The sequence below is a fragment of the Pseudomonas sp. NFACC45 genome, from assembly GCF_900113505.1.
Classification (GTDB): domain Bacteria; phylum Pseudomonadota; class Gammaproteobacteria; order Pseudomonadales; family Pseudomonadaceae; genus Aquipseudomonas; species Aquipseudomonas tehranensis.
Genome location: NZ_FOPO01000001.1, coordinates 25,242 through 49,254, shown reverse-complemented (window position 1 = coordinate 49,254; position 24,013 = coordinate 25,242). Strand labels below are relative to the sequence as shown.

The following is a 24,013-nucleotide window of genomic DNA, read 5'->3' as shown; positions in this document are numbered from 1 at the left end:
CGGCGACCTGCTCGGCATTCAGGCGAATGGTGCCCACCAGGTCCACCAGATAAGCGCGCAGGCGATTAAGCGACGCTTCGATGTCTTTCAATTCACGGTTGCTGGCGCCCACATGGACGTCACGGCTGAAATCCCCTTCGGCCCAGGTCGACAGGGCCGGTGCCAGATGCGTCAAGGTTCGGGCCAGGCGCCGTTGCAAGGTGTCGATGAGCAGGGCGATCAGCAGGATCAGGCCGATCATCACACCCTGGATCAAACGGACTTCTCCCTGGATTTGCCCATGCTGGGCTCGTACCGCGGGCTCCATGGCATCGATCGCCTGATGCACATCGGCGATTTTCAAGTGCGTGGCGCTGCTCAGTTCGGTGCGTTTCTGGATCAGTTCGCGGGTGCGTCCCAGCTCTGCGGGGTAACGGCCGACCAGGCTGTTGAGTTCGCGTTTGAGGGCGATGCCGGCGTCCTCGGCGACGGTTTTCTCCTCGGTTTGCAAGCCCATCAGCGCAGCGAAATCATCGCCGCCGGATTCGTTGCTGGCTGTTACACCCAGCAATGGCAGGCTGTCGAGGTGTTCGGCCTGGGTACGGATGCTCTCCAGTTCCCGTTCGACATCGGCGGCCAATTCACTGCGTCCGCTGCTGACCAGCTTGTCCCGTGCCAGGGACAGCCGGCCCAGATGCTGGGATGCGGTGAGCAAGGGGGGCAAATAAGCCGGGGCGCCATTGGCGTACTGGGCGAGTTGGTCCAGGCTCGCGCTCAATTCCCGTTCGGCCTGTAATAGCAAAGCCTGCGGATCGCCGGCCAGTTTGCCGGCGGCCAACAACTCGGTCTTACTGAAGCCATCGAGGTTCGACAGGCTTGGACTCAGGGCTTGGGTCAGTTCGGGGGGAAATTGATCGAGCTCTTTTTCCAGGGTCTCAAGTGCCTGGGTGGCTGCGCTGAGGCGCAAGGCGTCGCCGCTGGCCAGATAATCCTCGATGTTGCGTGCAACCTCCCCCTGGAATTGTCGCGACAGGCCCAGGTAGCGCTCCATAAGCAGGTAGGGGCGCTCCAGAGCGATCTGCGACCACCATAGCGTGGCACCCAGGGCCAGGCACACGGCAACTAAAAGAAGGGTATTGAGATTGGTCAGCAGCTTCAGGCGCATCAAGGGTCTACCAAGGGCAGAATCGTAAGTGCTTGAAGTTATTGCGTTTGGGTTACAGGTTTATGACTGAATCGGTGGATTCCGATGAAAAGGTGGCACTTTGCTTTGATTGTCGTGCGCTTTGTACCCGATTGCGCCCTGCGTGCTTGGCGCGGTACAGCGCTTCGTCCGCCTGGCTGGCCATCATCAGGCTGTCGGACTCATCGCTCATCTGCACCACGCCGGCGCTGAAGGTGCACCACAGGTCCTGGGGTTGCGCCGGGTAGTGAATTTCGGCAAAACGCTGGCGGATTTCATCCAGTACCTTGTAGGCCGCATCGATATCCGTGTCTGGCATGACGATGGCGAATTCTTCACCGCCGTAGCGGCCGATGAAGTCGGTCTTGCGCAACCGCTGCTTGAGAAACAGCGCCAGGCTCTTGATCACCCGGTCGCCCATGGGGTGGCCGTGGCTGTCGTTGACCCGCTTGAAATGGTCGATGTCCAGCATGGCAAAGCTCAACGGCTTGCCCTCGCGGCGAGCGCGGAAGCAGCAGTCTTCGAGCAGTTGCAGGATGTGGGTGTGGTTGTAAAGACCGGTGAGGCTGTCGCGGACCATCCGCGCCTTGAGGTTCCGCGCCCGGGCCGCGCGGTTGCGCACGGTGGTGATCAGGTGCCGGGGTTTGATCGGTTTGGTCAGGAAGTCGTCGCCGCCTTCACTCATGGCGTCTAGCTGTTTGTCCAGGTCGTCTTCGGCGGACAGGTAAATGATCGGCACGCTGACATAGCGGTCATTGTGGCGGATCACCTTAGCCAGCTCCGTGCCGGTGCAGGCAGGCATGTACATGTCGAGGATGATCAGATCAGGCTGGAAATCCGCCAGCTCGGCCATGGCCTGGATCGGTTCGATCAGCGTGCGGGTGACGATACCGGCGCTGTTGAGCAGGCGCTCGGTGTGCAGGGCCTGGGCACGGGAGTCATCGATGATCAGCACTTTGTAGGGTTCATACTGGGCAACACAGGTCAGCACTTCGATCTTTTCCAGCAGGCTCGAGGCTTCCAGAGTGCCGGTGAGAAACTCCTGCCCGCCGGCGCGCACCGCCGCCAGGCGTGTCGGCGTGTCGGTTTCCAGCAGGCTGAAGAACAATAGCGGTAATGGCTGCTCCAGACCTTCCTGGGCTTCGGCGGCCAGTTTCAGGCCGATGCCGGGGCCGCTGAAGTCCACGTCCATGACTATCGCGGCCGGCAGGCGCTCGACCATCGAGGCCCGGAACGCCGCCACGCTGTCGAGCGCCTGGGCGCTCAGACCAAAGAACTCCAACTGCTTGGCCAGCCGCTCGGCGCGGTCATGGTCCTGGAGCATCACGTAGATGGGTTTGCGCAGTGGCGGCAGGAAGGTCTGTTCGAGCTGATCGCCATGGCGCAGGCCGGTGCGGGACAGGCGCTGCATCAGTCGATTGATTTCAGTGATCAGGTGGCTGCTCAGCCGTCCACGATTGGCTTCCACCGCTTGCAGCGATTGACTGATGCCCTGGGCAAGCTGGCAATGCTCCGGTTGCTCGAAGCGCTCGGCAAAGCGCAGCAGGCGCAGGTTGGCTTCGCTGAGCTCCGACAGGTCGACGCCTGACCATTCACTGCGTTGCAGGCGCTGCCAAATCTCCAGGATCTGGCGAGCCTGGTGAATTACCCGCTGGGCAAAGTGGTGCTTGAGGCGCTCACGGCTGGGGTCTTCTGGCTCGGTCATATCCTGACTACTAGTTAGGGTGCATGCTGAGATCGACTGGTGGCTCTATGCTAGCACCTCTTTTCATTGGCATGAGTGTCATACGTCAATATTCTGTCTTGAGAGGGTATTCAGTTTATGACCGGTCAGTCTCGTAGGCTGGTGGCAGCGCTTCCTTTATAGTTACCGTTCGATTGCCCTGTCGTGGTCGGCATGATTTGCGCCGCATTATCGCGTTTCAAATCAGGCACGATGGCGTAGGGTTGTGGTCGAACCGTGAACTCAAGTGATTGAAGGGACATCGCCATGCTGGACTGGAAAAACCGCGCGGGCAGCGCGCCTGAACGTGCCGCCGAGCCGAAATCGGCCACCCGCAGCTACCTGGGTGGGCTTTTTTTCAGCCGGGCGCTGGCCACGCTGGTCGGCCTGTACCTGCTGGTGACCATTGCCGTCGGCTGGTACTGGAGCCAGGAGCCCGACCTGTTTCCCGTGCAGCAAAACGCCCAGGCGGCCGCCGAGAAGAATGGCAGGCAAATGGTGCTCGGCTACACCACCGTCGAGACCCTCAAGACCGTGGCCGAGACTCTGTTGACCAAGCCAGGCGGCTATATTTCCAACGACCGTTTCCCGCCGGGCCTGTGGATGGACAACATGCCGAGCTGGGAGTATGGCGTGCTGGTGCAGGTTCGCGACCTGAGCCGCGCACTGCGCAAGGACTTCGCCCGATCCCAGTCCCAGTCCGCTGAGGACGCCGACCTGGCCAAGGCTGAACCGCGTTTCAACTTCGATAACCGCAGCTGGGTGCTGCCTTCCAGCGAGTCGGAATATCAGGAAGGTATCGCTCTGCTGAGCCGCTATCAGGCGCGCCTGTCTGACCCGAACCAGAAAAGCGCGCTGTTCTATGCTCGCGCCGATAACCTGAACAACTGGCTGGGCGATGTCGGCACTCGTTTGGGTTCGCTGTCCCAGCGCTTGTCGGCCAGCGTGGGCCGGGTCAAGCTCAACACCTCACTGAAAACCGAAGTCCCGGCGCCGGGCCAGGTACCGCAAGTGGACGAGGAGGTGGTCGAAACCCCGTGGATGCAGATCGACAACGTGTTCTACGAAGCTCGCGGCCAGGCCTGGGCGCTGTCGCATTTGCTGCGTGCCATCGAAGTGGATTTCGCCGATGTGCTGGCCAAGAAAAACGCCACGGTCAGCGTACGGCAGATCATTCGTGAACTCGAAGCCTCCCAGGAGCCGGTCTGGAGTCCGATGATCCTCAACGGTAGCGGCTTCGGTGTATTGGCGAACCACTCGCTGGTGATGGCCAACTACATTTCCCGCGCCAACGCGGCGGTGATCGACTTGCGGCAATTGCTGAACCAGGGCTGAGAGATGGAAGAAAGCCCGCGGGAGGTCGCTCATCGAGTGGCCTCGGATGCCGAGCTTATCGCTTGGGTCGATAAAGACGACAACCTGCTGGGCAGCCTGGTGCGTTCGGACCTGCGTGAGCGCGGTCTGATCGGGCGCGGCTCCTACATCATGCTGTTCAATTCGGCCGGTGAGTTGTGCGTTCATCGGCGGACCTTGAGCAAGGCGATCTATCCGGGCTTCTGGGACGTGGCGGCCGGCGGCATGGTGCAGGCCAACGAGACCTACGCCGAGTCGGCGGCTCGAGAGCTGGCGGAGGAGTTGGGCGTGAGCGGTGTCGAACTGACGGCCCATGACCATTTTTATTTCGAAGACAGCGGCAGTCGCCTGTGGTGCTCGGCGTTCTCGGCCGTGTGGGACGGGCCGCTGATCCTGCAACCTGAAGAAGTGCTCGAGGCGCGTTTCCTGCCGGTCAACCAGGTGCTCGATGAAATCCTGCACAAGCCTTACTGCCCGGACTCTCTGGCGGCACTTGAGCGCTATTTGCGAGCCCATGGCGAGGATGTCGCAAAGAAGCGCTAAATTGGCGCCGATTGGCCCTTAGCAAGTCGGCTTTTTGCCGTTACACTGCGCGACTTTTCAAGCTGAATCGCTGTCTGCGATCCAGTAGCGCTGCCCCTGCCTGAGTGGGGCTTCGCGGTCGGGGCACTTACTTTTGCCCGGCCAGTCTTTGTCCTCCCAAGAGGATTGCCGGTGGCCAAAAAAGCCGCATCCTTCGCCGCCTTGGGCGGCCTGGTATTTTCTACCGACGCCGGTCGTCATTGCCCTGATTGCCGCCAGCCGGTGGATGCCTGCATCTGCAAACAGAGCACCATTGCTGCCGGTGACGGTATCGCTCGCGTGCGCCGTGAAAGCAAAGGCCGTGGCGGCAAGACGGTGACCACGATCACTGGCGTGCCATTGGCCGAGGACGCGCTCAAGGAACTGGCCACTACGTTGAAGAAACGCTGTGGCACCGGTGGTGCTTTGAAAGACGGCATCATCGAGATCCAGGGCGATCACGTCGAGCTGCTGCTGGCGGAACTGACCAGACACGGCTTCAAGGCGAAAAAGTCCGGCGGCTAGCAGCCTCTGTGAAAACCACCCTCGGTTTGATTCGAACCCCTTCTACAAAGCACGGTTCGAAGTCGTCCCACATGGTTTTCACAGAGCCTGTTCTGAACGGGTTTCTAAACTCAGCGCTGGGAGCAGGGTCTACCTTGCTTACAGGCAAATCGTCATTTCCATTCTCTAGACTGCTCCAGCCTCCTACCGGATGGTGCATTTTGACTTCTTTATAGGGGACTTCGATGTCCGTACGACGCACACGCAAAGACGATGGCAGCCAATGGACAGTTGCGGACAGCCGCAGTGTTTACGGGATCCGCCATTGGGGGGCCGGGTATTTCGCGATCAATGACGCCGGTCGCGTCGAAGTCCGTCCGAACGGTCCAGGCAGTTCGCCCATCGACCTGTTCGAGCAAGTCGACCAGTTGCGCCAGAGCGGCTTGTCGCTGCCTTTGCTGGTGCGCTTCCCCGACATCCTGCAAGACCGCGTGCGCCAGCTCACCGGTGCGTTCGACAGCAACATCGCGCGCCTGGAATACCAGAGCCAGTACACCGCGCTCTATCCGATCAAGGTCAACCAGCAGGAAGCGGTGATCGAGAACATCATCGCCACCCAGAACGTTTCCATCGGTCTTGAGGCCGGCTCCAAGCCCGAGCTGCTGGCGGTGCTGGCCCTGGCGCCCAAGGGCGGGACTATCGTTTGCAACGGTTACAAGGACCGTGAATTCATTCGCCTGGCGCTGATGGGCCAGAAACTGGGCCATAACGTCTTCATCGTGATCGAGAAAGAATCCGAAGTCGGCCTGGTGATCGAAGAAGCCGCGTCGCTCAAGGTCAAGCCACAGGTCGGCCTGCGGGTGCGCCTATCGTCCCTGGCGTCGAGCAAGTGGGCCGATACCGGTGGCGAAAAGTCCAAGTTCGGCTTGTCTGCCGCGCAACTGCTGTCGGTGGTCGAGCGCTTCCGTGCCGCCGGGCTGGATCAGGGCATTCGCTTGCTGCACTTCCACATGGGTTCGCAGATCGCCAACCTGGCGGACTACCAGCATGGCTTCAAGGAAGCGATCCGCTACTACGGTGAGCTGCGCAACCTCGGCCTGCCGGTGGATCACATCGATGTGGGCGGTGGCCTGGGCGTGGACTACGACGGTACGCACTCGCGCAATGCCAGTTCGATCAACTACGACATGGACGATTACGCCGGTGTCGTGGTTGGCATGCTCAAGGAGTTCTGCGATGCCCAGAGCCTGCCGCATCCGCACATCTTCTCGGAAAGTGGTCGCTCCCTGACTGCCCACCACGCGATGCTGGTGGTGCAGGTGACCGACGTCGAGAAACACCACGACGACGTGCCGGTGATCGAAAACAAGGAAAGCCTGCCGGAGACCGTGCAATGGCTGGTTGACCTGCTGGGCCCGACCGATATCGAGATGGTCACCGAAACCTACTGGCGCGCCACCCACTACATGAGTGACGTGGCCGCCCAGTACGCCGACGGCAAGCTGACCCTGGCCGAAAAAGCCCTGGCCGAGCAGTGCTACTTCGCCGTGTGCCGTCGCCTGCATAACTCGTTGAAGGCCCGCCAGCGTTCCCATCGCCAAGTGCTGGATGAACTCAACGACAAGCTCGCCGACAAGTACATCTGCAACTTCTCGGTGTTCCAGAGCCTGCCGGACACCTGGGCCATCGGTCAGGTGCTGCCGATCCTGCCGCTGCATCGCCTCGATGAAGAACCGTTGCGCCGCGCCGTGCTGCAAGACCTGACCTGCGACTCCGACGGCAAGATCAAGCAGTACGTCGACGAGCAGAGCATCGAAACCAGCCTGCCGGTGCATTCCCTCAATCCGGGCGAAGATTACCTGTTGGGCATCTTCCTGGTGGGTGCCTACCAGGAAATCCTTGGCGACATGCACAACCTGTTCGGTGACACTGACTCGGTGAACATCTACCAGAATGCCGACGGCAGCGTGTACCACGCCGGTATCGAAACCCACGACACCATCGAAGACATGCTGCGCTACGTGCACTTGTCGCCGGAGGAGTTGATGACCCACTACCGCGACAAGTGCGCGAGCGCCCGTATCAGTGCCGCCGAGCGCACCCAGTTCCTGGATGCCCTGCGCCTGGGGCTGACGCGGTCGTCCTACCTGTCTTCCTGATGGGGGCCTGAACGCCCTCCGGGACTGTCAGAAAATACACCGTGTGCTGCGGGTTTTTTCGGATAGTCCCGGAGGGCGTTTTTATTTGTGCCGCTGTTATTTCCGCACACGGGTGCATTTAGCCGGTGGTGTCCTCATTTCGTGTAGTCCCTTTCCTAACTTGTATTTGGGCTCTCTACTCGGCCATGGCTCTCAGCGAGAATCCTCAGCCGCCCCTCCTGTAGAGAAACGCCGATGTCCGATCCAGCCAGCGAGCCGTCATTTCGTCTGGAGATAGCCGGTCTGCCCGAGTCCTTTGTTGTCGTGGCCTTCACGGGCAGCGAAGCCATCAGCGAACCCTTTGTCTTTGATGTGGAGCTGTTGATCGGCGATACGCCCCTGGACCTTGCCGGGTTGCTCTACCGCAGCGTCTGGTTGAGTTTCGGCGCTGGGGGGCGGGGCATCCATGGGCAGATTCACGAGCTTGTCCAGCATCGTCAGGGCGCTGGTTGCCGGGTACGCATCGGGCCGAAGCTGGCGTGCCTGGCGCAACGATTCAGCCAACGGGTGTTCAGTGCCCGTTCTGTGCCGCAAATCATCCGCCAGGTGCTCAAGGCCCACGGCATTGCCGGACGCCAGGTGTACCTGGCTTTGAGTGGTGATTATCCGCTGCGCGATTTCTGTACCCAGTATCGGGAGTCAGATCTGCAATTTCTCCAGCGTGTGTGCGCCGAGGTGGGCATTTACTTCCATTTCGAGCAGGCTCGGGATGGGCATTGCCTGGTTTTTGCTGACAGCACGGGCGATTCCCTACCCGATGGCGAGACGCTTTACAGGCGCGAGGGAACGGCTCCGGCGGTGCGCAACTGGCGTGTCCAAAGCGATGTTTCGGGGGAGCAGGTAGCGCTGGGCCGCAGCGATCTGTTGGGGCTGCATTGCGGCCGGACGCTGTCGCTGGCAGGGCATCCTGTCGAAGTCTGGAACCAGCTCTGGCTGTTGACGAAAGTCGAGCATCGCGCGCAGGCCGGCGTATATGGCAACCATTTTCGCGCCATTCCTGCGGGATGGCCGTTCGTGGCGACCGGGGTCGCGGCAAAACCTCGCATGCCGAGTCGGCAGCGCGGCTGGGTGGTCACGGTCGATGAGCCGCAGATGCAGGTGGCGGGGCGAGTGGCGGTGCAGTTCGACTGGGTCTATCAGGGGGAGGGCGCCAGTCCCAGTCATTGCTGGCTGCCGTTGGCCCCTGAGCTGGCCGCTTGGGGGCACGCCATTGGCAAGGGCACCGAGGTGCTGGTGAGTTTTATCGAGGGCGACCCGGATCGTCCATTGATCAGCGCATTGCTCGACGCGCCGGCATCTCGGGAAGAAGGGGATGAGTCGCTTCTGAGTGAAACCTCCCGACCAGTCCATGAGGCGTCTGGCATCGACCCGCTTCTGTTGGCGGCGATCCAGAGCGCCGAGCCGTTGGTGCTGTTGTGTCTGTTGCCCGGAGGCGGCAGCTTCAACCCCTGTAGCCAGCCGTTGTGTACCTGCCGCATGCTCACGCAGCTCGGCGCGGGCGCTGCTCCATGAGTGCTGCCGCCATGTCTGAATCAGCGCCGCAATGGCTGCTGCTCGACGTACCAGGTGCGCCGGGCGCCGCGCAGCGTTTGCAGGAGCAGTTCGCAGAGATCCGGCGCTTTGCCTTGTTCGAAGGCACCGAATTGCACGAGCTGAGGGAGCATGGTCCGTTGCTGGTGGATCTGCAGCAATCGCCGGCACTGGCCAGCCTGTGTCACCTGGATGCCGGCTCCTGGCCAGGGCTGTTGTTGGTCAGCCGAGCGTCAGATGCGCAATTACTGGCGCATCTGCGGCGCATGTTGACGGTGACGTTGGGCCTGCATCACAAGGCCTTGCTGAACTATTACAACCCGCACACGGCCAGCTATTTCTTCGACGGTTGCGATCCTCTGGAACTCAGTTGCTGGCTGGGGCCGATCAGCCTGGTGCGCTGGTTCGGCGGGACCTGGGGCGACAGGACCCTCGGCAGCCAGGGCTGGCAGCAACTCTCCAATCCGGGGCTGGCAGTACCGGCACTGGAAAACGAACACAGTCTCAGCCACTGGCAGCAGAGTCAGTTGCAGCGATGTCTGTTGGAACGCCACGTCTGGCAGTGGTCTTGCTCTACCGGGCGGGATTTCCGCCTGCTCTGGGACGACCTGCAGCAAGGGCTGACCCTGGGGTTTACCGAACGACCGGTACTCGACGACTGGTTATGGCTGCGCCTGCAATACCCCAATGCCCGACCCGTGCCGGGGCTCAAAGGCGGTTCGCAGCGCGAACGCCTGGATCACCTGCGGCGGCTGTGGCAGGACAATCAAGGTTGAAAAGGTTAATGGGCGCCTGCACCGAACCAGCTATCGCGCTGTTGCATGCGCCACGCGAAAGCACCCAGAGTCAGGCTGCGCAAGGCCATGAACAGCAGGAAAGTCATCCACAGCCCGTGGTTGCCGAGCGTTTGCAGTACCCAGGCAAACGGCAACACCAGCAACAGGGTCAACAGCATGCCGTTGCGCATTTCCCTGGCACGCGTGGCGCCGATGAACAGGCCATCGAGCAAATAACTCCAGACCGCAATCAACGGCAGCGCCGCCAGGTACGGCAGGTAGCGGTAAGCGGTGTCGCGCACGTCGGGGATATTGGTCTGCATATCGATGAACAAGTGGCCGGCGAGCAGAAACAGTAAGGCAAACCCCACGCTGGCAATCAATGACCATCCGCAGGCCACTACCAGAGAGCGGCGCAGGGCCAGGCGGTCGCGGGCGCCGATGGCGTGACCGCACAGCGCTTCGACGGCATGGGCCAGACCGTCCAGGGCGTGGGCTGTCAGCAGCAGACCATTGAGCAGCAGCGCGTTGGCTGCCACGGTCGCATCCCCCAGACGCGCGCCTTGCACCGTGATCAGGAAGAACACGGCTTGCAGCGCCAGGCTGCGAATGAAAATGTCCCGGTTCACCGCCAGCAACGGACGCCAGCTTTGCCACACCCCCAGGGCCGCCCAGGCGATCTGCCCCGGCCAGGCCCGCAGCGTGTTGCGCGCCAGGATCAGGCCGACCAGGGCGCCGGTCCACTCGGCAATCACCGACGCCCGGGCCGAACCGGTCACACCCCAGTCCAGGCCGATCACAAACCACAGGTTCAGGGCGATGTTCACCAGGTTGGTCACCAACAGAATCGCCAACGGCGCCCGGGCATTCTGAGCGCCGAGAAACCAGCCCACCAGCGCATAACTGGCCAGCGCCGCTGGCAAGCCAAACAGTCGGGTGTGGAAAAAATCCCGGGTCAACTGCTCAAGCTCGGCGGATGGCTGCATGAAATGCAACGCCACACCACTCAACGGCACGCCGACCACAGCCAGCACCAGCGCCAACCCTATCGCCAGCAGCAGACCTTGCAGCAGCACCTGGCGCAACGCCGCGCCATCACCACGCCCGGCGGCCTGGGCGGCGAACCCGGTGGAGCCCATGCGCAAGAAACCCATGGCCCAGGCCAGCACCGTATACAAGCTCGCCCCGACCGCCACCGCGCCTAACTGATGAGCATGGGGCAAGTGGCCGATGACGGTGCTGTCCACCAGCGCCACCAGCGGCACGGAAATGTTCGAGAGAATCATCGGCGCGGCCAGCGCCCATACCCGACGGTGGGTAAGGCGGTCGCGCCAGTCGGTGATCAGGTTGGACATGAGGGCTCCTTGACGGAGCGCGATTGTAGCGGGTTATCGCAGCATTCCCACGCAGAAAGGGGGGCACGCTTATCAGCAGAAAACCAGTGGATCGCTGAGTGCAATGCCATGATCATCCTGCTCCCTCGCCACAGAGTGCCGCGTCTGGCGCGGGCTCTATGATGGGGAGCGATCTTGGTGCTAGTGAATGATCCAGCTCAACAGCCACAACCCCAGCACCAACCAGATAATCCCCATGACGATCGACGCCCGCATAAAGGCGCGAATCGCCGAGTACAGCAGCATCAGCCCGAGGATCAGCGCAAGGATGCTGATGATCGAGGCGTCCATGCCCAGTGTGCGCGACAGTCCATCGACAAAGTTGCCGCCGGCATTGGCCAGGGTGTTGAACAGGCCGCTGAGCAGGTCGACGATAAACCGGATCACCGAACCGAGCGCCTGGCCGAGCCATTCGAAAAAGCTTTCTACCTGCATGTGTACGTCCTGATGAGAGAGATCGGAATCGAGCCTTGGGCTTCTGGTTGTAAGAGCGGCGCAAGGCCAAGATCGTTCGATTATGGGGCAAAACGCCGCTTCGTACCGAGACGCTTGCCTTCCCTCGTCATCCCCCCGAAGCTATGCGCATTCAGGAGACCCCGATGAACCTTGTTGAACTGACCGAACGCCTGCATGCCATTCGTGACCGTAACGATTGGCGGCAATTTCACAGCCCGAAAAACCTCGCCATGGCTGCCAGTGTGGAAATGGCCGAACTGGTGGAGATTTTCCAGTGGTTGAGCGAGGACCAGTCGCGCCAGTTGCCGGTGGACAAACTGGCCCACGCTGGGCAGGAAGTCGGTGACATCGTGTTGTACCTGTTGCTGCTGTGCAGCGAACTGGGGTTGGATATGGAGGCCGTGGTGCGCAGCAAACTGGCTGACAGCGAGCGGCGGTTCGGCCAATGAGCGACCGTCATTTCGATCAGCTCGCCACGCGTTTTGCCGAAAAAATCTACGGTGGGGCCAAAGGTGCGATCCGTCTGGCGGTGCTGCAGGCCGATCTGCTTGAAGCCTTGCCTGAGCGTCCGTTGCGTGTGTTGGACATCGGCGCTGGCCTGGGCCACATGTCGTTGTGGCTGGCCGAACGCGGCCATCAGGTGACCCTGGCCGAGCCAGCCGAGCCCATGCTCGAAGGTGCCCGTCAGCGGTTCGCCGATGCCGGTCAGAGCGCCACGTTCATCCAGGCGCCGTGGCAGGCGCTGCCCGACCAGCTCACTGAGCCTTACGACCTGGTGCTGTGCCACGCGGTGCTGGAATGGCTGGCCGAACCCCATGCGATCCTGCCGGTGCTGCATCAGCTCACGGCCCCGGGCGGCTGGTTGTCCCTGGCGTTCTACAACCGCGACGCGCTGGTTTATCGCAACCTGCTCAAGGGACATTTTCGCAAGTTGCGCAAAAATGACATGGCCGGTGAAAAACAGAGCCTGACCCCGCAACAACCCCTTGATCCGCGGGAACTGGCGGCGCAACTTGAAGGCTTGTGGCAGGTCGAAACTCAAAGTGGCGTGCGGGTTTTCCATGACTACATGCCGGTGGAGTTCCAGGGCCGCGTGGAGCTGGTGCAGTTGCTGGAGATGGAGCTGGCTCACCGCCGCCATCCGGCGTTTGCCGGGTTGGGGCGTTACCTGCACTGGGTCTGCCGTCCCCTCTGATCTGAAAGAGCAATCGGAGCGCGAAATGAAAGGTCGTTCAGGGTTGTTGGTGTTGTGCCTGGGACTGGCTGCCTGCCAGGGCAGCAACCCGTATGTCGCCACGTCTAACCCGCTGCCTCCGGCGCCGCCGCAGGCCGCCACGGTGTTTGACCGCAGCGCTTACCCCGCGCCACCCCGTGACTACGGACGCTATCGCAGTTGGGCCTGGCTCAACGGGCGACTGCCACCGGGCACCGCTTGGGCGGACTCGGCCCAGGTGGCTGAAGCGGTGAGCAACGCCCTGGATCAACGCGGCCTGCGTCCATTGCATGACAACCGCCCGGCCGACCTGTTCGTCAGTGCCGACCTGCGCCTGGAAACGCGCGTGCGTCAGGTTCGGGACGACTATGATTCCGGTTACTACGGCGGCTACAACCGTTATGACCGTTACGGCCCCGGCTATGGCATGTATCACTCGGTGCCGGTGGTGCGCACTTATCGGGAGCAGGTCGTGGTGGTACGAGTGGACCTGTTCGATGCCCGTGATGGTCAGCCGGTGTGGAGCGCCAGCGCCGAGACCAGCCAGCGCGGCAGTCAGAGCGCGCGCACCGATGCCATTCGCGAAGCGGTGGAAAAAGCCCTGTCGGCTTATCCTCCAAGTTGATTACGCAACGGAGAAAAACCATGTGTCGCCGTCTCGCTCTACTGGCTTTTACCCTGTTGCTCAGTGCCTGTGCGGGTAACCCGGTCAACCACGACTTTGACACCAGCCGGGATTTCTCGGCGTATCGCAGTTGGAGCTGGAAAGAGCCGGCGCTGCAATATCGCCCCGATGATCCGCGCATCAAGAGCGACCTGACCGAACAGCGGATCCGTCAGGCGGTTGCCGATCAGCTCGACCAGCGCGGTCTGCGCCCGGCCCAGGCGGGCGGGCGTGGGGATGTGATGGTCCAGGCTTACCTGATCGTCGAGGATCGCCAGCAACAGATCACGACCAACTACGGCGGAGGTTGGGGCAGCCCGTGGAATGGCTATTGGGGCGGGCCGATGTACAACGAAACCCGCAACGTCAGCTACAAGGTCGCCACGGTGCAGATCGATCTGCTCGATGGCAAGGACGGCAAGCTGGTGTGGCGGGGCAGTGATGAACGAATGCTCAGCAACTCGCCCAATCCTACGGATCGCAGCACCGCAGTGCGTGAGACGGTTGCGCGGATCCTGGCGAACTATCCGCCGCGGTAGGCGGATTCAGCATCGATGCAAGCTGACCCACCGCTATCGCGAGCAGGCTCGCTCCCACGGGGATTTGTGCCGCACGCAGAGCCCATGAACACCCGAGAACCAAGGTGGGAGCGAGCCTGCTCGCGATGGCGACATCACATTCAACAAAGATGCTGGTCCTCAGCCCGCCGGCCGCCAGCTCCCCACCATATGCTCCAGTTCCCCGGCTCCGATCAATCGCAAATCCCCGCTGGACCCCGCCGCACTCGCCAGCAGTGTCACTTCGCTGGGCAGGCGCACCGGTTTCTTGAAGGTGACATCAATCTCGACGTTGGCATCGGGCAAGTGTTCGTCCAGCGCCGCCAGGGTCCTGGCCTTGTTCCACAGGCCGTGGGCGATGGCGGTTGGGAAGCCGAACAGCCGGGCGCTGAGGCCGCTCAGGTGGATCGGGTTGTAATCACCGGACACCTTGGCGTATTGCCGGCCAATGTCAGCCGGCGCGGTCCAGTGCGCCACTTCAGTCAGTGCCTGGAACTCTTGCAGCGGCTCTTCCACCAACGCGCCGTCAAGCTGGACGCCCTTGCAGAGCATCTGGCTCTCGGCCTCCCACAACGGCCCCAATTGATCATCAATGCGAGTCACCAGGTCGAACACCGCGCCCTTGGGGTGAGCTTGCAGATTTTGCACGTTGACGCGGGTCTGTACTTGGCTGACCCCGCCCATGGGCCGCAGTACGCGGATGCGATTGCTCAAGTGGACCAGCCCCAGCAACGGGAACGGAAAGTCCCGGGCGGTGAGCAACTGCATCTGCAGGGCAAACGCCAGTACGTGGGGGTAGGTCGGCGGCAGCAGTCCGTTTTCGGCAAAACCGCAGACCTTGCGATAAGCCGCCAGGCGTTGCGGATCGACCTGTATCACTTGGCGCAATCCGTCCTGCGGCAAGGTTTTTCCAGTGACCTTGCGCCGTGTCGCGGCTTTCACGTACAGCTCGGACATACCGGGTGCGGCGTTTACTTCATGCCATTGGATCGTCATGGTCATGCTCCCAGAAGACTTTGCCCGCACACCCGCAGCGTCTGGCCGGTAACGGCGCCCGTACCCGGCTGGGCGAGCCAGGCCACGGCTTCGGCGACGTCCTGGGGCAGGCCGCCCTGGCCCAGGGAACTCATGCGCCGCCCCGCTTCGCGCAGGGCAAAAGGGATGTCGGCGGTCATGCGGGTTTCAATGAAACCCGGGGCCACGGCATTGATACTGATCCCCCGAGGTTGCAGGACCGGCGCCCAAGCCTGGGCCAGACCGATCAGCCCGGCCTTGCTCGCCGCGTAATTGGTCTGGCCGCGATTGCCGGCGATGCCGCTGATGGACGCCAGCAGAATCACTCGGCCATTGTCCCGCAGGGTGCCACTGTCGAGCAGGGCCTTGGTCAGCACCTGCGGCGCGTTGAGGTTGACCGCCAGCACCGCGTCCCAGAATTCCGGGGTCATGTTGGCGAGCGTCTTGTCCCGGGTGATGCCAGCGTTGTGCACCACGATGTCGACGCCGTCGGGCAACAGTTCAGTCAACTGTGTGGCGGCATCGTCAGCACAGATGTCCAGCGTCACGCTGCGCCCGCTAAGGCGCGCAGCCAGGGCTTCGAGATCGGCCTTGGCCTGCGGAACGTCCAGCAGGATCACGTCGGCGCCATCGCGGGACAGGGTTTCGGCAATGGAGGCGCCGATCCCGCGGGCCGCGCCGGTGACCAGAGCCTTGAGGCCTGTGAGCGGGCGGGTCCAATCCTGGACCTGAGTGTCGCAAGGGTTGAGACGAATGACCTGCCCGGAAACGTAGGCGCTCTTGGGCGACAGGAAAAACCGCAGCGCACCTTCCAGTTGGGTCTCGGCGCCGTCACCCACATACAGCAATTGCAGCGTCCCGCCATGACGCAACTCTTTGGCCAGGGAACGGCTGAAGCCCTCCAAGGCCCGCTGCGTGCTGGCAGCAAACGGATCGGCGAGACTCTCCGGGGCGCGGCCGAGGATGACGACATGGGCGTTGTGGTCGAGGTTCTTCAGCAGGGGTTGGAAAAACTCGCGCAGTTGCTTGAGCTGATCGGCTTGCGCCAGATGGCTGGCGTCGTACACCACCGCCTTGATTTTCGGACCGTGACCGGGGATCCATTCGGTGGCCAGTGTCGGTTCGCCCCCGTAGATGAAGATCGCGTCGGTCAGGCGCTTGGCAAATGCGCCGATCTGTTCGGTCAACGGTCCGCCGCCCAACAGCAACGCACCTTCGATCGGCCGCAGCCGCCCGGCCTGCCAGCGCTCCAGGCGGGCCGGCGATGGCAGGCCCAGCGCACCGACCAGACGCAGGCCCAGGGGCGAATTGGCGAAGTCGATATAACGGTCTGACATGGAACACACTCCGGCTGATGAGGTTCAAAGTGTGGACCATGATTGGCAATCAGTCGTTCGATCGGCCAGATAAAGCCTAAGCTTGTGCGGGAGCCGGGTTCCCGCAGGCCCATTGGCGCATCCGGACATACACAGGGAGTTCTTCATGACACAGCTACGCCGCGTCGCGATCATTGGTGGCAACCGCATCCCCTTCGCCCGCTCCAACGGGGCCTATGCCACCGCCAGCAACCAGGCGATGCTGACTGCCGCGCTCGAGGGGCTGATCGAGCGCTACAACCTGCATGGCCTGCACATCGGTGAGGTGGCCGCCGGTGCGGTGCTCAAGCTTTCCCGGGATCTGAACCTGACCCGCGAATGCGTACTCGGCTCGCGGCTGTCACCCACCACCCCGGCCTACGACCTGCAACAGGCTTGCGGCACGGGGTTGGAAACTGTGCTGTTGACGGCCAACAAGATTGCCCTCGGGCAGATCGACAGTGCCATTGCCGGCGGCGTAGACACCACCTCGGATGCGCCGATTGGCGTCAACGAAGGACTGCGCCGGATCCTGCTGCAAGCCAATCGCGCCAAAACCACCGCTGAGAAAATCAAGACCTTCCTGCAACTGCGTCCCCAGCACCTCGTTCCCGAACTGCCGCGCAATGGCGAGCCACGAACCGGCCTGTCCATGGGGCAGCACTGCGAACTGATGGCTCAGACCTGGCAGATTCCCAGGGAGCAGCAGGACCAACTGGCCCTGGAAAGTCATCAGAAAATGGCCGCGTCCTACGCCGAAGGCTGGCAGAACGACTTGATGACGCCCTTTCTCGGCCTGACACGGGACAACAACCTGCGCCCGGACCTGACCCTGGAAAAACTCACCGCCCTCAAGCCGGCCTTCGAAAAAAGCGCCAAGGGCACGATGACGGCGGGCAATTCCACGCCATTGACCGATGGTGCCTCACTGGTGTTGTTGGGCAGCGAAGCGTGGGCCAAGTCCCGGGGGCTGCCGATCCTGGCATATGTGCGCGACGGCGAAACGGCAGCGGTGGATTTCGTCAACGGAGCAGAAGGGTTGCTGATGGCGCCGGTCTACGCCGTGCCTCGGTTACTGGCGCGCAACGGCCTGACGTTGCAGGACTTTGACTACTACGAGATCCACGAAGCATTTGCCGCCCAGGTGTTATGCACGCTCAAAGCCTGGGAAGACCCGGATTATTGCAAGACGCGCCTGGGCCTCGACGCTCCGTTGGGCAGCATAGACCGCAGTCGGCTGAACGTGAAGGGCAGCTCCCTGGCCGCCGGGCACCCATTTGCCGCCACGGGTGGACGAATCGTCGCCAACCTCGCCAAGTTGCTGGACGTGGCGGGGCGGGGCCGCGGTCTGATTTCCATCTGCGCGGCCGGTGGCCAGGGTGTAACGGCAATCATCGAGCGTTGAGGGTCGCCTCGCGTTGTTGATGGATCAGTTCCCGCTGGCGGTTGGCGTAACGTTCGGCCAGGATCGAACAGACGATCAGTTGCAACGGGTGATAAATCATGATCGGCAACAGGATCAGCCCCAGGCCGGGGTTGTTGCCGAAAATCAATGCGGCCATCGGCACCCCGGCCGCCAGGGATTTCTTGCTGGCGCAGAACACCGCAGCAATCTCATCGGCGTTGCTGAACCGCAGGGCCCGGGCGGTGCGGGTGGTCATCCACAAAATGATTGCCAGCAACACGGCACTGCCAAGCAATGCACTGAGCAGTACAGCGTTGCCTTGTTGTTGCCAGATCCCGGACACCATCGAATTGCAGAACGCCGCGTAGACCAGCAGCAGGATCACCAGTTTGTCGATGATGCTGGTGTAGCGTTTGTACCGTGCGAAAAAACCGCCCAGCCAGCGCCGCAGTAACTGTCCGAGCACCAGCGGCAGTAGCAACATCAGGCAAAGGTCGAGCAAAGTCGCACCCAGGTCGATGCCCCCGGCGCCGCTGCCGACCACGAAACTGACCAGCAGTGGCGTCAGGAAAATACCCAGCACGCTGGACAGGCTCGCGTTGAGAATCGCCGCCGGTACGTTGCCGCCGGCGCTGCCGGTCAGGGCCACCGAGGACGAAATGGTCGAAGGCAGGACACACAGGTAAAAGAACCCCAGCATCAGCAGTGACGGTACATGGCGGCCCAGAAGCAAATCACTGACCAGCCAGATCAGGGGAAACACGCCGAAGGTAAAAACCTGCACCATCAAGTGCAGCCGGATGTTTTTCAGACCGTGGCGGATCTGCTCGCCGGACAGGTTTATCCCGTGCAGGAAGAACACGACAAAGATGCCGATATTGACCACCCACTCGGCATGCATGGCGCCACCCGTGGCGCCAAAGCTGGGAAACAGATACGCCAGCAACGTGGCAAGCAGCATGCCGCACAGGAACCAGTCGGTTACCAGGCGTTTGAGGTGTCTGAAAATGTGCATACGGCACCGCAAGTTGTAAGAAAGGTCGACTTAGCCTAACGTCGGCACTTGCAGCCGTCTTGCGACATAAGGCCAATCCATGCCGACTAACGGACACCAACAACTCGAAAGACGCATTCCCGACCTGACGGAATTGCCCAGGCCGCTTTATGCCCGTGTCGAAAGCTTGAGCGCCGGTTCGTGGACCCAGGCCCATCGTCATGATTGGGTGCAGTTTTCCTACGCCATCAGTGGCGTGCTGGGTGTGCACACCGCTGAAGGCAGTTTTTTCGCCCCGCCACAATGGGCCATCTGGATTCCTGCCGACCTGGAGCATCATGTGGTGACCTCCACCCGGGCGGAAATGCGCAGCCTTTATGTCCATCGCGACGCCTGCCCGTGGGCCGATGAGCGCTGCCGGGTGCTGGAGGTCACGCCGCTGGCTCGGGAGCTGATCAAGGCTTTTTGTCAGCTGCCGGCCGATTACGCCCAGGGCGATACCCAGCAAGCGCGACTGGTGCAAGTGTTGCTGGACCAGTTGGCAACGCTGCCGGAGGTGGGTTTTTCCCTGCCGCTGCCCCGCCATGTGCGTCTGCTGGCGTTGTGCAATGAATTGATCGAACAGCCCGACCAGAACGTGACTTTGCAAGTGTGGGCCGAGCGCCTGGGCACCTCGGAAAAAACCCTGATGCGTCTGTTCCAGCGCGAAACCGGCCTGAGCTTTCGCGCCTGGCGCCAGCGCACTCGGTTGTTGTCGTCCCTGGGGGCGTTGGAAAAAGGCGATAGCGTGACCGGCGCGGCGTTGTCCTGTGGCTACGATTCCACGTCCGCTTTCATAGTGGCGTTCAAGGGGATGTTTGGATTGACCCCGGGGGAGTTGTTTAAACATTGAATCAGGTGCACTGGGCGTGGCTGTCAGCTCTTGTCGCAAATGCCTTTGCATTCAATTGCCAACGCTATGCGCTGTCTCGGCTATGATTCGGCTCGGTCGATTTAATCCGGCACATTGTGTGCATCGAAGGGTTCATAAGTCGGCAACCCCTCCCCGTGGAGGGAGGATTGCCGTATAACGACTGTCATTCGCGTGTTCGGTAATAAAGGACCCACAATAAAAGCTGATGAAGACTCCAAAACGCATTGAACCCCTGATCGAGGACGGTCTGGTCGACGAGGTGCTGCGCCCACTCATGAGTGGTAAAGAAGCAGCTGTTTATGTGGTGCGCTGCGGCAACGAGCTACGTTGCGCCAAAGTCTACAAGGAGGCGAACAAGCGAAGTTTTCGTCAGGCGGCCGAATACCAGGAAGGCCGCAAGGTGCGTAACAGCCGCCAGGCCCGTGCCATGGCCAAGGGCTCCAAGTTCGGGCGCAAGGAAACCGAAGACGCCTGGCAGAATGCCGAAGTGGCGGCGCTGTTCCGGTTGGCCGGCGCGGGCGTGCGAGTGCCCAAGCCGTACGACTTCCTCGAAGGTGTGCTGCTGATGGAGCTGGTGGCCGACGAGTACGGCGATGCGGCACCGCGTCTGAACGATGTGGTACTGGAGCCGGATCAGGCCCGTGAGTATCACGCGTTCCTGATCTCCCAGATCGTGTTGATGCTGTGTACCGGTCTGGTGCACGGTGACCTGTCGGAGTTCAACGTGCTGCTGACGCCGACGGGCCCGGTGATCATCGATCTGCCGCAGGCGGTGGACGCCGCTGGCAACAATCACGCCTTCAGCATGCTGGAGCGGGATGTGGGCAACATGGCGTCCTACTTCGGCCGGTTTGCCCCGGAGCTCAAGCGCACCCGGTACGCCAAGGAAATGTGGGCGTTGTATGAAGCCGGCACCTTGCACCCGGCCAGCGTGCTGACCGGCGAGTTCGACGAGCCGGAAGAGCTGGCGGATGTCGGCGGGATCATGCGTGAAATCGAGGCTGCCCGCCTGGACGAGGAACGCCGCCAGGCTGTCCGCGCCGCTGACGACGCTCCCCCCGGCAAAACCGAAGAACCGCCTCCGCCCTGGATGCAGTGACCGCTTGACCAGAAACCCGGCCCAGGCCGGGTTTTTTGTGGCTGCCCAAAAAATCCCACACTGTTTTTGTGAGGCCTCAAAATCTGCGCCCGCCACCAACTCCCTGTGGGAGCGAGCCTGCTCGCGAAAGCGGTGGGTCAGCTTGCATGGATGTTGGATGTGCAGACGTCATCGCGAGCAGGCTCGCTCCCACATTGGTTCTCGGGTGTGCATGGATCCTGCGTCTACCACCAACTCCCTGTGGGAGCGGGCTTGCTCGCGAAAGCGGTGGGTCAGCTTGCATGGGTGTTGGATGTGCCGCCGTCATCGCGAGCAGGCTCGCTCTCACCTTCGCTCAAGCATGCACTGCCTTCTCGCAACACCCCGACGCCAGTTCCTTGAGAATCGGGCAGTCAGGGCGATGGTCGCCGTGGCAGTGTTCCACCAGGTCCTGGAGGGTGTCGCGCAGTTCGGCCAGTTCGCGGATTTTCTGGTTCAGTTCGTCGATGTGTTGCCGGGCCAGGGCCTTGACGTCGGCGCTGGCTCGTTGGCGGTCCTGCCAGAGGGTCAGCAATTTGCCGACCTCCTCCAATGAAAACCCAAGGTCCCGGGAGCGCTTGATAAAGGCCAGGGTGTGCAGGTCATCGGCGCCGTAGATCCGGTAACCGCTGTCGGTGCGATGAGCCGCCTTGAGCAGGCCAATGGATTCGTAGTACCGGATCATCTTCGCACTCAGGCCGCTCTGGCGGGCGGCTTGGCCGATGTTCATGGCTTGTCCTCCAGGTGTTTGGGTGTCCAGAGTTTCAACAGTAACGCATTGCTCACTACGCTGACGCTCGACAACGCCATGGCCGCGCCGGCCAGCACCGGGTTGAGGAAGCCGAACGCCGCCAGGGGAATACCGATCAAGTTGTAGACGAATGCCCAGAACAGGTTCTGACGGATCTTGGCGTAGGTCTTGCGGCTGATGTCCAGCGCCGCCGGCACCAGCCGAGGATCGCCGCGCATGAGGGTAATACCGGCGGCGTGCATCGCCACATCGGTGCCGCCACCCATGGCAATGCCAATGTCCGCAGCAGCGAGGGCCGGGGCGTCGTTGATGCCGTCGCCTACCATGGCCACCACCGAATTTTTCTTCAACTGCTGGACGATGGCGGACTTGTCGGCCGGCAGTACTTCGGCATGAACATTGGTGATGCCCAATGCCTCGGCCACTACCCGGGCACTGCCGCGATTGTCGCCGGTCAGCAGATGGCTGCCGATGTGGCGTTCATTCAGGGCTTGTACCGCCGCCAGTGCGCCGGACTTGAGTGTATCCCCGAAGGCGAACAGGCCCAGCACCCGTGGCGTTGCGTTTTGTTCGATCAGCCAGGAGAGGGTTCGGCCCTCGGTCTCCCAGGCCTGGGCCGACTCGCTCAGCGAACCGGGGGCCAGGCCCAGTTCGTCCAGCAAACGTCGGTTACCGAGGGCCAGGCGCTGCCCGTCCAGGCTGCCGGCAATACCGCGTCCGGTCAGCGACTGGCTGTCGTTGATGTCCGGGACCTTCAGGCCGCGCTCCGCACACGCATCCAGCACCGCCTTGGCGAGGGGGTGTTCGCTGCCGCGTTGCAGTGCGCCGGCCATTTGCAGCAGCCTGTCTTCGTCACCGTCCAGGGCGCTCAAATGGGCGATGCGCGGTGTGCCGGAAGTCAAGGTGCCGGTCTTGTCGAACACCACGGTGTCGACGTCATGGGCGCGCTCCAGGGCCTCGGCATCCTTGATCAGGATTCCGTGGCGGGCGGCGACACCGGTGCCGGCCATGATTGCCGTGGGTGTCGCCAGTCCGAGGGCGCACGGGCAGGCGATCACCAGTACGGCAACGGCGTTGATCAGCGCCGTTTCCAGTGGTGCGCCGTACAACCACCAGCCGATCAACGTCGCCAAGGCCAATACCAGCACGACCGGCACGAAGACCTGGCTGACTTTATCCACCAGTTTTTGAATGGGGGCCTTGGCCGCCTGGGCGTCCTCCACCAGGCGGATGATGCGCGCCAGGACGGTTTCCGCGCCCAGGGCCAGGGTGCGCACCAGCAGGCGACCTTCGCCGTTGATGGCACCCCCCGTCACCTTGTCGCCGGGCTGTTTAGGCACCGGCAGGCTTTCGCCACTGATCAAGGCCTCGTCGGCGTGACTCTGACCTTCCAGCACTTCACCGTCCACCGGGAAGCGCTCGCCGGGCTTGACCAGCACTTGATCATTCAAGCGCAGGGCGCTGATGGCGACGTCCCGCTCCTGACCATCAATGACCAGAATCGCCCGCTCCGGCCGCAAGGCTTCGAGGGCACGGATGGCACTGGCTGTCTGGCGCTTGGCGCGGCTTTCCAGGTATTTGCCCAGCAACACCAGAGCAATCACTACGGCCGAGGCTTCGAAGTACAGGTGCGGCATGCTGCCGGGGCGGGCGATGGCCCATTCATAAATGCTCAAGCCATAACCCGCGCTGGTGCCCAGGGCCACCAGCAGATCCATATTCCCGGCCCCGGCACGCACGGCCTTGTAGGCCGCGATATAGAACCGCGCCCCGAAAATGAACTGCACCGGCGTCGCCAAAGCGAATTGAACCCAGGCCGGCAACATCCAATGCACGCCGAACGGTTGCAAAAGCATTGGCAGCACTAACGGTACGGACAGCAAAATCGCCAGCACCAGGGCCATGCGCTCGCGATTCAGGTGATTGCTTTGTGCGTCATGGGGTTGCTCGGCCTGCCAGACGCTGGCGTCATAACCGGCGCCCTTGACCGCATCGATCAGGGTTTGCGGATCGACCCGGCCGAGCAAGTCGAGGTGGGCGCGTTCGGTGGCGAGGTTGACGCTGACACGGTTCACTCCGGCGACTTTGCTCAGGGCGCGCTCGACCCGGCCGACGCATGAGGCACAGGTCATTCCCTCGATGGACAGTTCCAGCGTCTGCACCGGGACGCTGTAGCCGGCCTGTTCGACGGCCTGCATCAAGGCGGGCAGGCTGCCCTCGGGCGCCTGGATCCGCGCCTGTTCGGTCGCCAGGTTCACGCTGACGGCGCTGGCCCCTGTGACGTTGCTCAAGGCGCGCTCGACCCGCCCGGCGCAGCTGGCACAGGTCATCCCGGCAATCGGCAGATCGAAAAGGGTGGATTCAGGCATCGGA

General features: G+C 62.2%; 21 protein-coding genes. 13 read left to right on the top strand and 8 right to left on the bottom strand.

Features of this window, described 5'->3' with window-relative positions:
• Positions 1–1,196: 1,196 nt before the first annotated feature.
• Complete coding sequence (locus BM132_RS00235; RefSeq protein ID WP_092452191.1) at positions 1,197–2,867, bottom strand: GGDEF domain-containing response regulator; 1,671 nt, start codon at positions 2,865–2,867, stop codon at positions 1,197–1,199.
• Between the two features lie 285 nt (positions 2,868–3,152).
• On the opposite strand from BM132_RS00235, the gene BM132_RS00230 reads away from it, so the two are divergent.
• The 6 genes from BM132_RS00230 (at position 3,153) to BM132_RS00205 (ending at position 9,807) form a co-directional block, all read left to right on the top strand.
• Positions 3,153–4,220, top strand: a complete 1,068-nt coding sequence (locus BM132_RS00230) for a DUF2333 family protein (protein WP_092452188.1) — start codon at positions 3,153–3,155, stop codon at positions 4,218–4,220.
• Between the two features lie 3 nt (positions 4,221–4,223).
• Positions 4,224–4,781 carry an NUDIX hydrolase gene (locus tag BM132_RS00225; RefSeq protein WP_092452185.1) on the top strand — a complete coding sequence of 186 codons (558 nt, stop codon included), beginning with the start codon at positions 4,224–4,226 and terminating at the stop codon, positions 4,779–4,781.
• Positions 4,782–4,952: 171 nt separating this feature from the next.
• The gene (locus tag BM132_RS00220; protein WP_092395907.1) at positions 4,953–5,324 is read left to right on the top strand and encodes a translation initiation factor Sui1; all 372 of its coding nucleotides are present in this window, start codon (positions 4,953–4,955) and stop codon (positions 5,322–5,324) included.
• Positions 5,325–5,548: 224 nt separating this feature from the next.
• Positions 5,549–7,462 (top strand): arginine decarboxylase, encoded by a 1,914-nt coding sequence (speA, locus tag BM132_RS00215; protein WP_047227397.1) that lies wholly within the window; start codon positions 5,549–5,551, stop codon positions 7,460–7,462.
• A 234-nt stretch (positions 7,463–7,696) separates the two neighbouring features.
• Complete coding sequence (locus BM132_RS00210) at positions 7,697–9,013, top strand: contractile injection system protein, VgrG/Pvc8 family (RefSeq protein ID WP_092452182.1); 1,317 nt, start codon at positions 7,697–7,699, stop codon at positions 9,011–9,013.
• Positions 9,010–9,807: a DUF4123 domain-containing protein gene (locus BM132_RS00205; RefSeq protein ID WP_092452180.1), complete on the top strand. Its 798-nt coding sequence runs from the start codon at positions 9,010–9,012 to the stop codon at positions 9,805–9,807. The genes BM132_RS00210 and BM132_RS00205 overlap by 4 nt, the downstream gene beginning before the upstream one ends.
• Before the next feature lie 5 nt (positions 9,808–9,812).
• Here BM132_RS00205 and BM132_RS00200 read toward each other — a convergent pair whose 3' ends face one another.
• Positions 9,813–11,162 (bottom strand): MATE family efflux transporter, encoded by a 1,350-nt coding sequence (locus tag BM132_RS00200; RefSeq protein WP_092452177.1) that lies wholly within the window; start codon positions 11,160–11,162, stop codon positions 9,813–9,815.
• 180 nt (positions 11,163–11,342) lie between these two features.
• Entirely contained in the window at positions 11,343–11,636 is a 294-nt protein-coding gene (locus BM132_RS00195; RefSeq protein WP_025211633.1) for a hypothetical protein, read from the bottom strand.
• Between the two features lie 164 nt (positions 11,637–11,800).
• Between BM132_RS00195 and BM132_RS00190 the strand changes: the two genes are divergently transcribed.
• Genes BM132_RS00190 through BM132_RS00175 form a run of 4 tightly spaced genes read left to right on the top strand, consistent with a single transcriptional unit; the run spans position 11,801 to position 14,073 of the window.
• The gene (locus BM132_RS00190; RefSeq protein WP_092452174.1) at positions 11,801–12,106 is read left to right on the top strand and encodes a MazG-like family protein; all 306 of its coding nucleotides are present in this window, start codon (positions 11,801–11,803) and stop codon (positions 12,104–12,106) included.
• A complete protein-coding gene (locus BM132_RS00185; RefSeq protein WP_092452170.1) occupies positions 12,103–12,852 on the top strand; it encodes a methyltransferase in 750 nt (249 codons plus the stop codon). Before BM132_RS00190 ends, BM132_RS00185 begins: the two co-directional genes overlap by 4 nt.
• Before the next feature lie 25 nt (positions 12,853–12,877).
• On the top strand, positions 12,878–13,495 hold the full coding sequence (locus BM132_RS00180) for a DUF4136 domain-containing protein (RefSeq protein WP_092452168.1): 618 nt from the start codon (positions 12,878–12,880) through the stop codon (positions 13,493–13,495).
• Between the two features lie 20 nt (positions 13,496–13,515).
• The gene (locus BM132_RS00175; RefSeq protein ID WP_092395921.1) at positions 13,516–14,073 is read left to right on the top strand and encodes a DUF4136 domain-containing protein; all 558 of its coding nucleotides are present in this window, start codon (positions 13,516–13,518) and stop codon (positions 14,071–14,073) included.
• 159 nt (positions 14,074–14,232) lie between these two features.
• Here BM132_RS00175 and BM132_RS00170 read toward each other — a convergent pair whose 3' ends face one another.
• Positions 14,233–15,087: a MaoC family dehydratase gene (locus BM132_RS00170; RefSeq protein WP_092452165.1), complete on the bottom strand. Its 855-nt coding sequence runs from the start codon at positions 15,085–15,087 to the stop codon at positions 14,233–14,235.
• A gap of 2 nt (positions 15,088–15,089) precedes the next feature.
• Positions 15,090–16,442, bottom strand: coding sequence for a 3-oxoacyl-ACP reductase (locus BM132_RS00165; protein WP_092452162.1), 1,353 nt, complete (start codon positions 16,440–16,442; stop codon positions 15,090–15,092).
• A gap of 145 nt (positions 16,443–16,587) precedes the next feature.
• On the opposite strand from BM132_RS00165, the gene BM132_RS00160 reads away from it, so the two are divergent.
• Positions 16,588–17,865 (top strand): acetyl-CoA C-acetyltransferase, encoded by a 1,278-nt coding sequence (locus BM132_RS00160; protein ID WP_092452159.1) that lies wholly within the window; start codon positions 16,588–16,590, stop codon positions 17,863–17,865.
• Here BM132_RS00160 and BM132_RS00155 read toward each other — a convergent pair.
• Positions 17,852–18,880 carry a bile acid:sodium symporter family protein gene (locus tag BM132_RS00155; RefSeq protein ID WP_092395929.1) on the bottom strand — a complete coding sequence of 343 codons (1,029 nt, stop codon included), beginning with the start codon at positions 18,878–18,880 and terminating at the stop codon, positions 17,852–17,854. The genes BM132_RS00160 and BM132_RS00155 overlap by 14 nt on opposite strands.
• A 79-nt stretch (positions 18,881–18,959) precedes the next feature.
• Here BM132_RS00155 and BM132_RS00150 point away from each other — a divergent pair, with 79 nt between their 5' ends.
• Together BM132_RS00150 and BM132_RS00145 are read left to right on the top strand one after the other, a co-directional pair.
• Positions 18,960–19,751, top strand: coding sequence for an AraC family transcriptional regulator (locus BM132_RS00150; RefSeq protein ID WP_092452156.1), 792 nt, complete (start codon positions 18,960–18,962; stop codon positions 19,749–19,751).
• 226 nt (positions 19,752–19,977) lie between these two features.
• Positions 19,978–20,871, top strand: coding sequence for a PA4780 family RIO1-like protein kinase (locus BM132_RS00145; RefSeq protein ID WP_047227411.1), 894 nt, complete (start codon positions 19,978–19,980; stop codon positions 20,869–20,871).
• A gap of 334 nt (positions 20,872–21,205) precedes the next feature.
• Here BM132_RS00145 and cueR read toward each other — a convergent pair whose 3' ends face one another.
• Positions 21,206–21,619, bottom strand: coding sequence for a Cu(I)-responsive transcriptional regulator (gene cueR, locus BM132_RS00135; protein ID WP_092395935.1), 414 nt, complete (start codon positions 21,617–21,619; stop codon positions 21,206–21,208).
• Positions 21,616–24,009, bottom strand: a complete 2,394-nt coding sequence (locus BM132_RS00130; protein WP_092452150.1) for a heavy metal translocating P-type ATPase — start codon at positions 24,007–24,009, stop codon at positions 21,616–21,618. The genes cueR and BM132_RS00130 overlap by 4 nt, the downstream gene beginning before the upstream one ends.
• Positions 24,010–24,013: the final 4 nt, after the last annotated feature.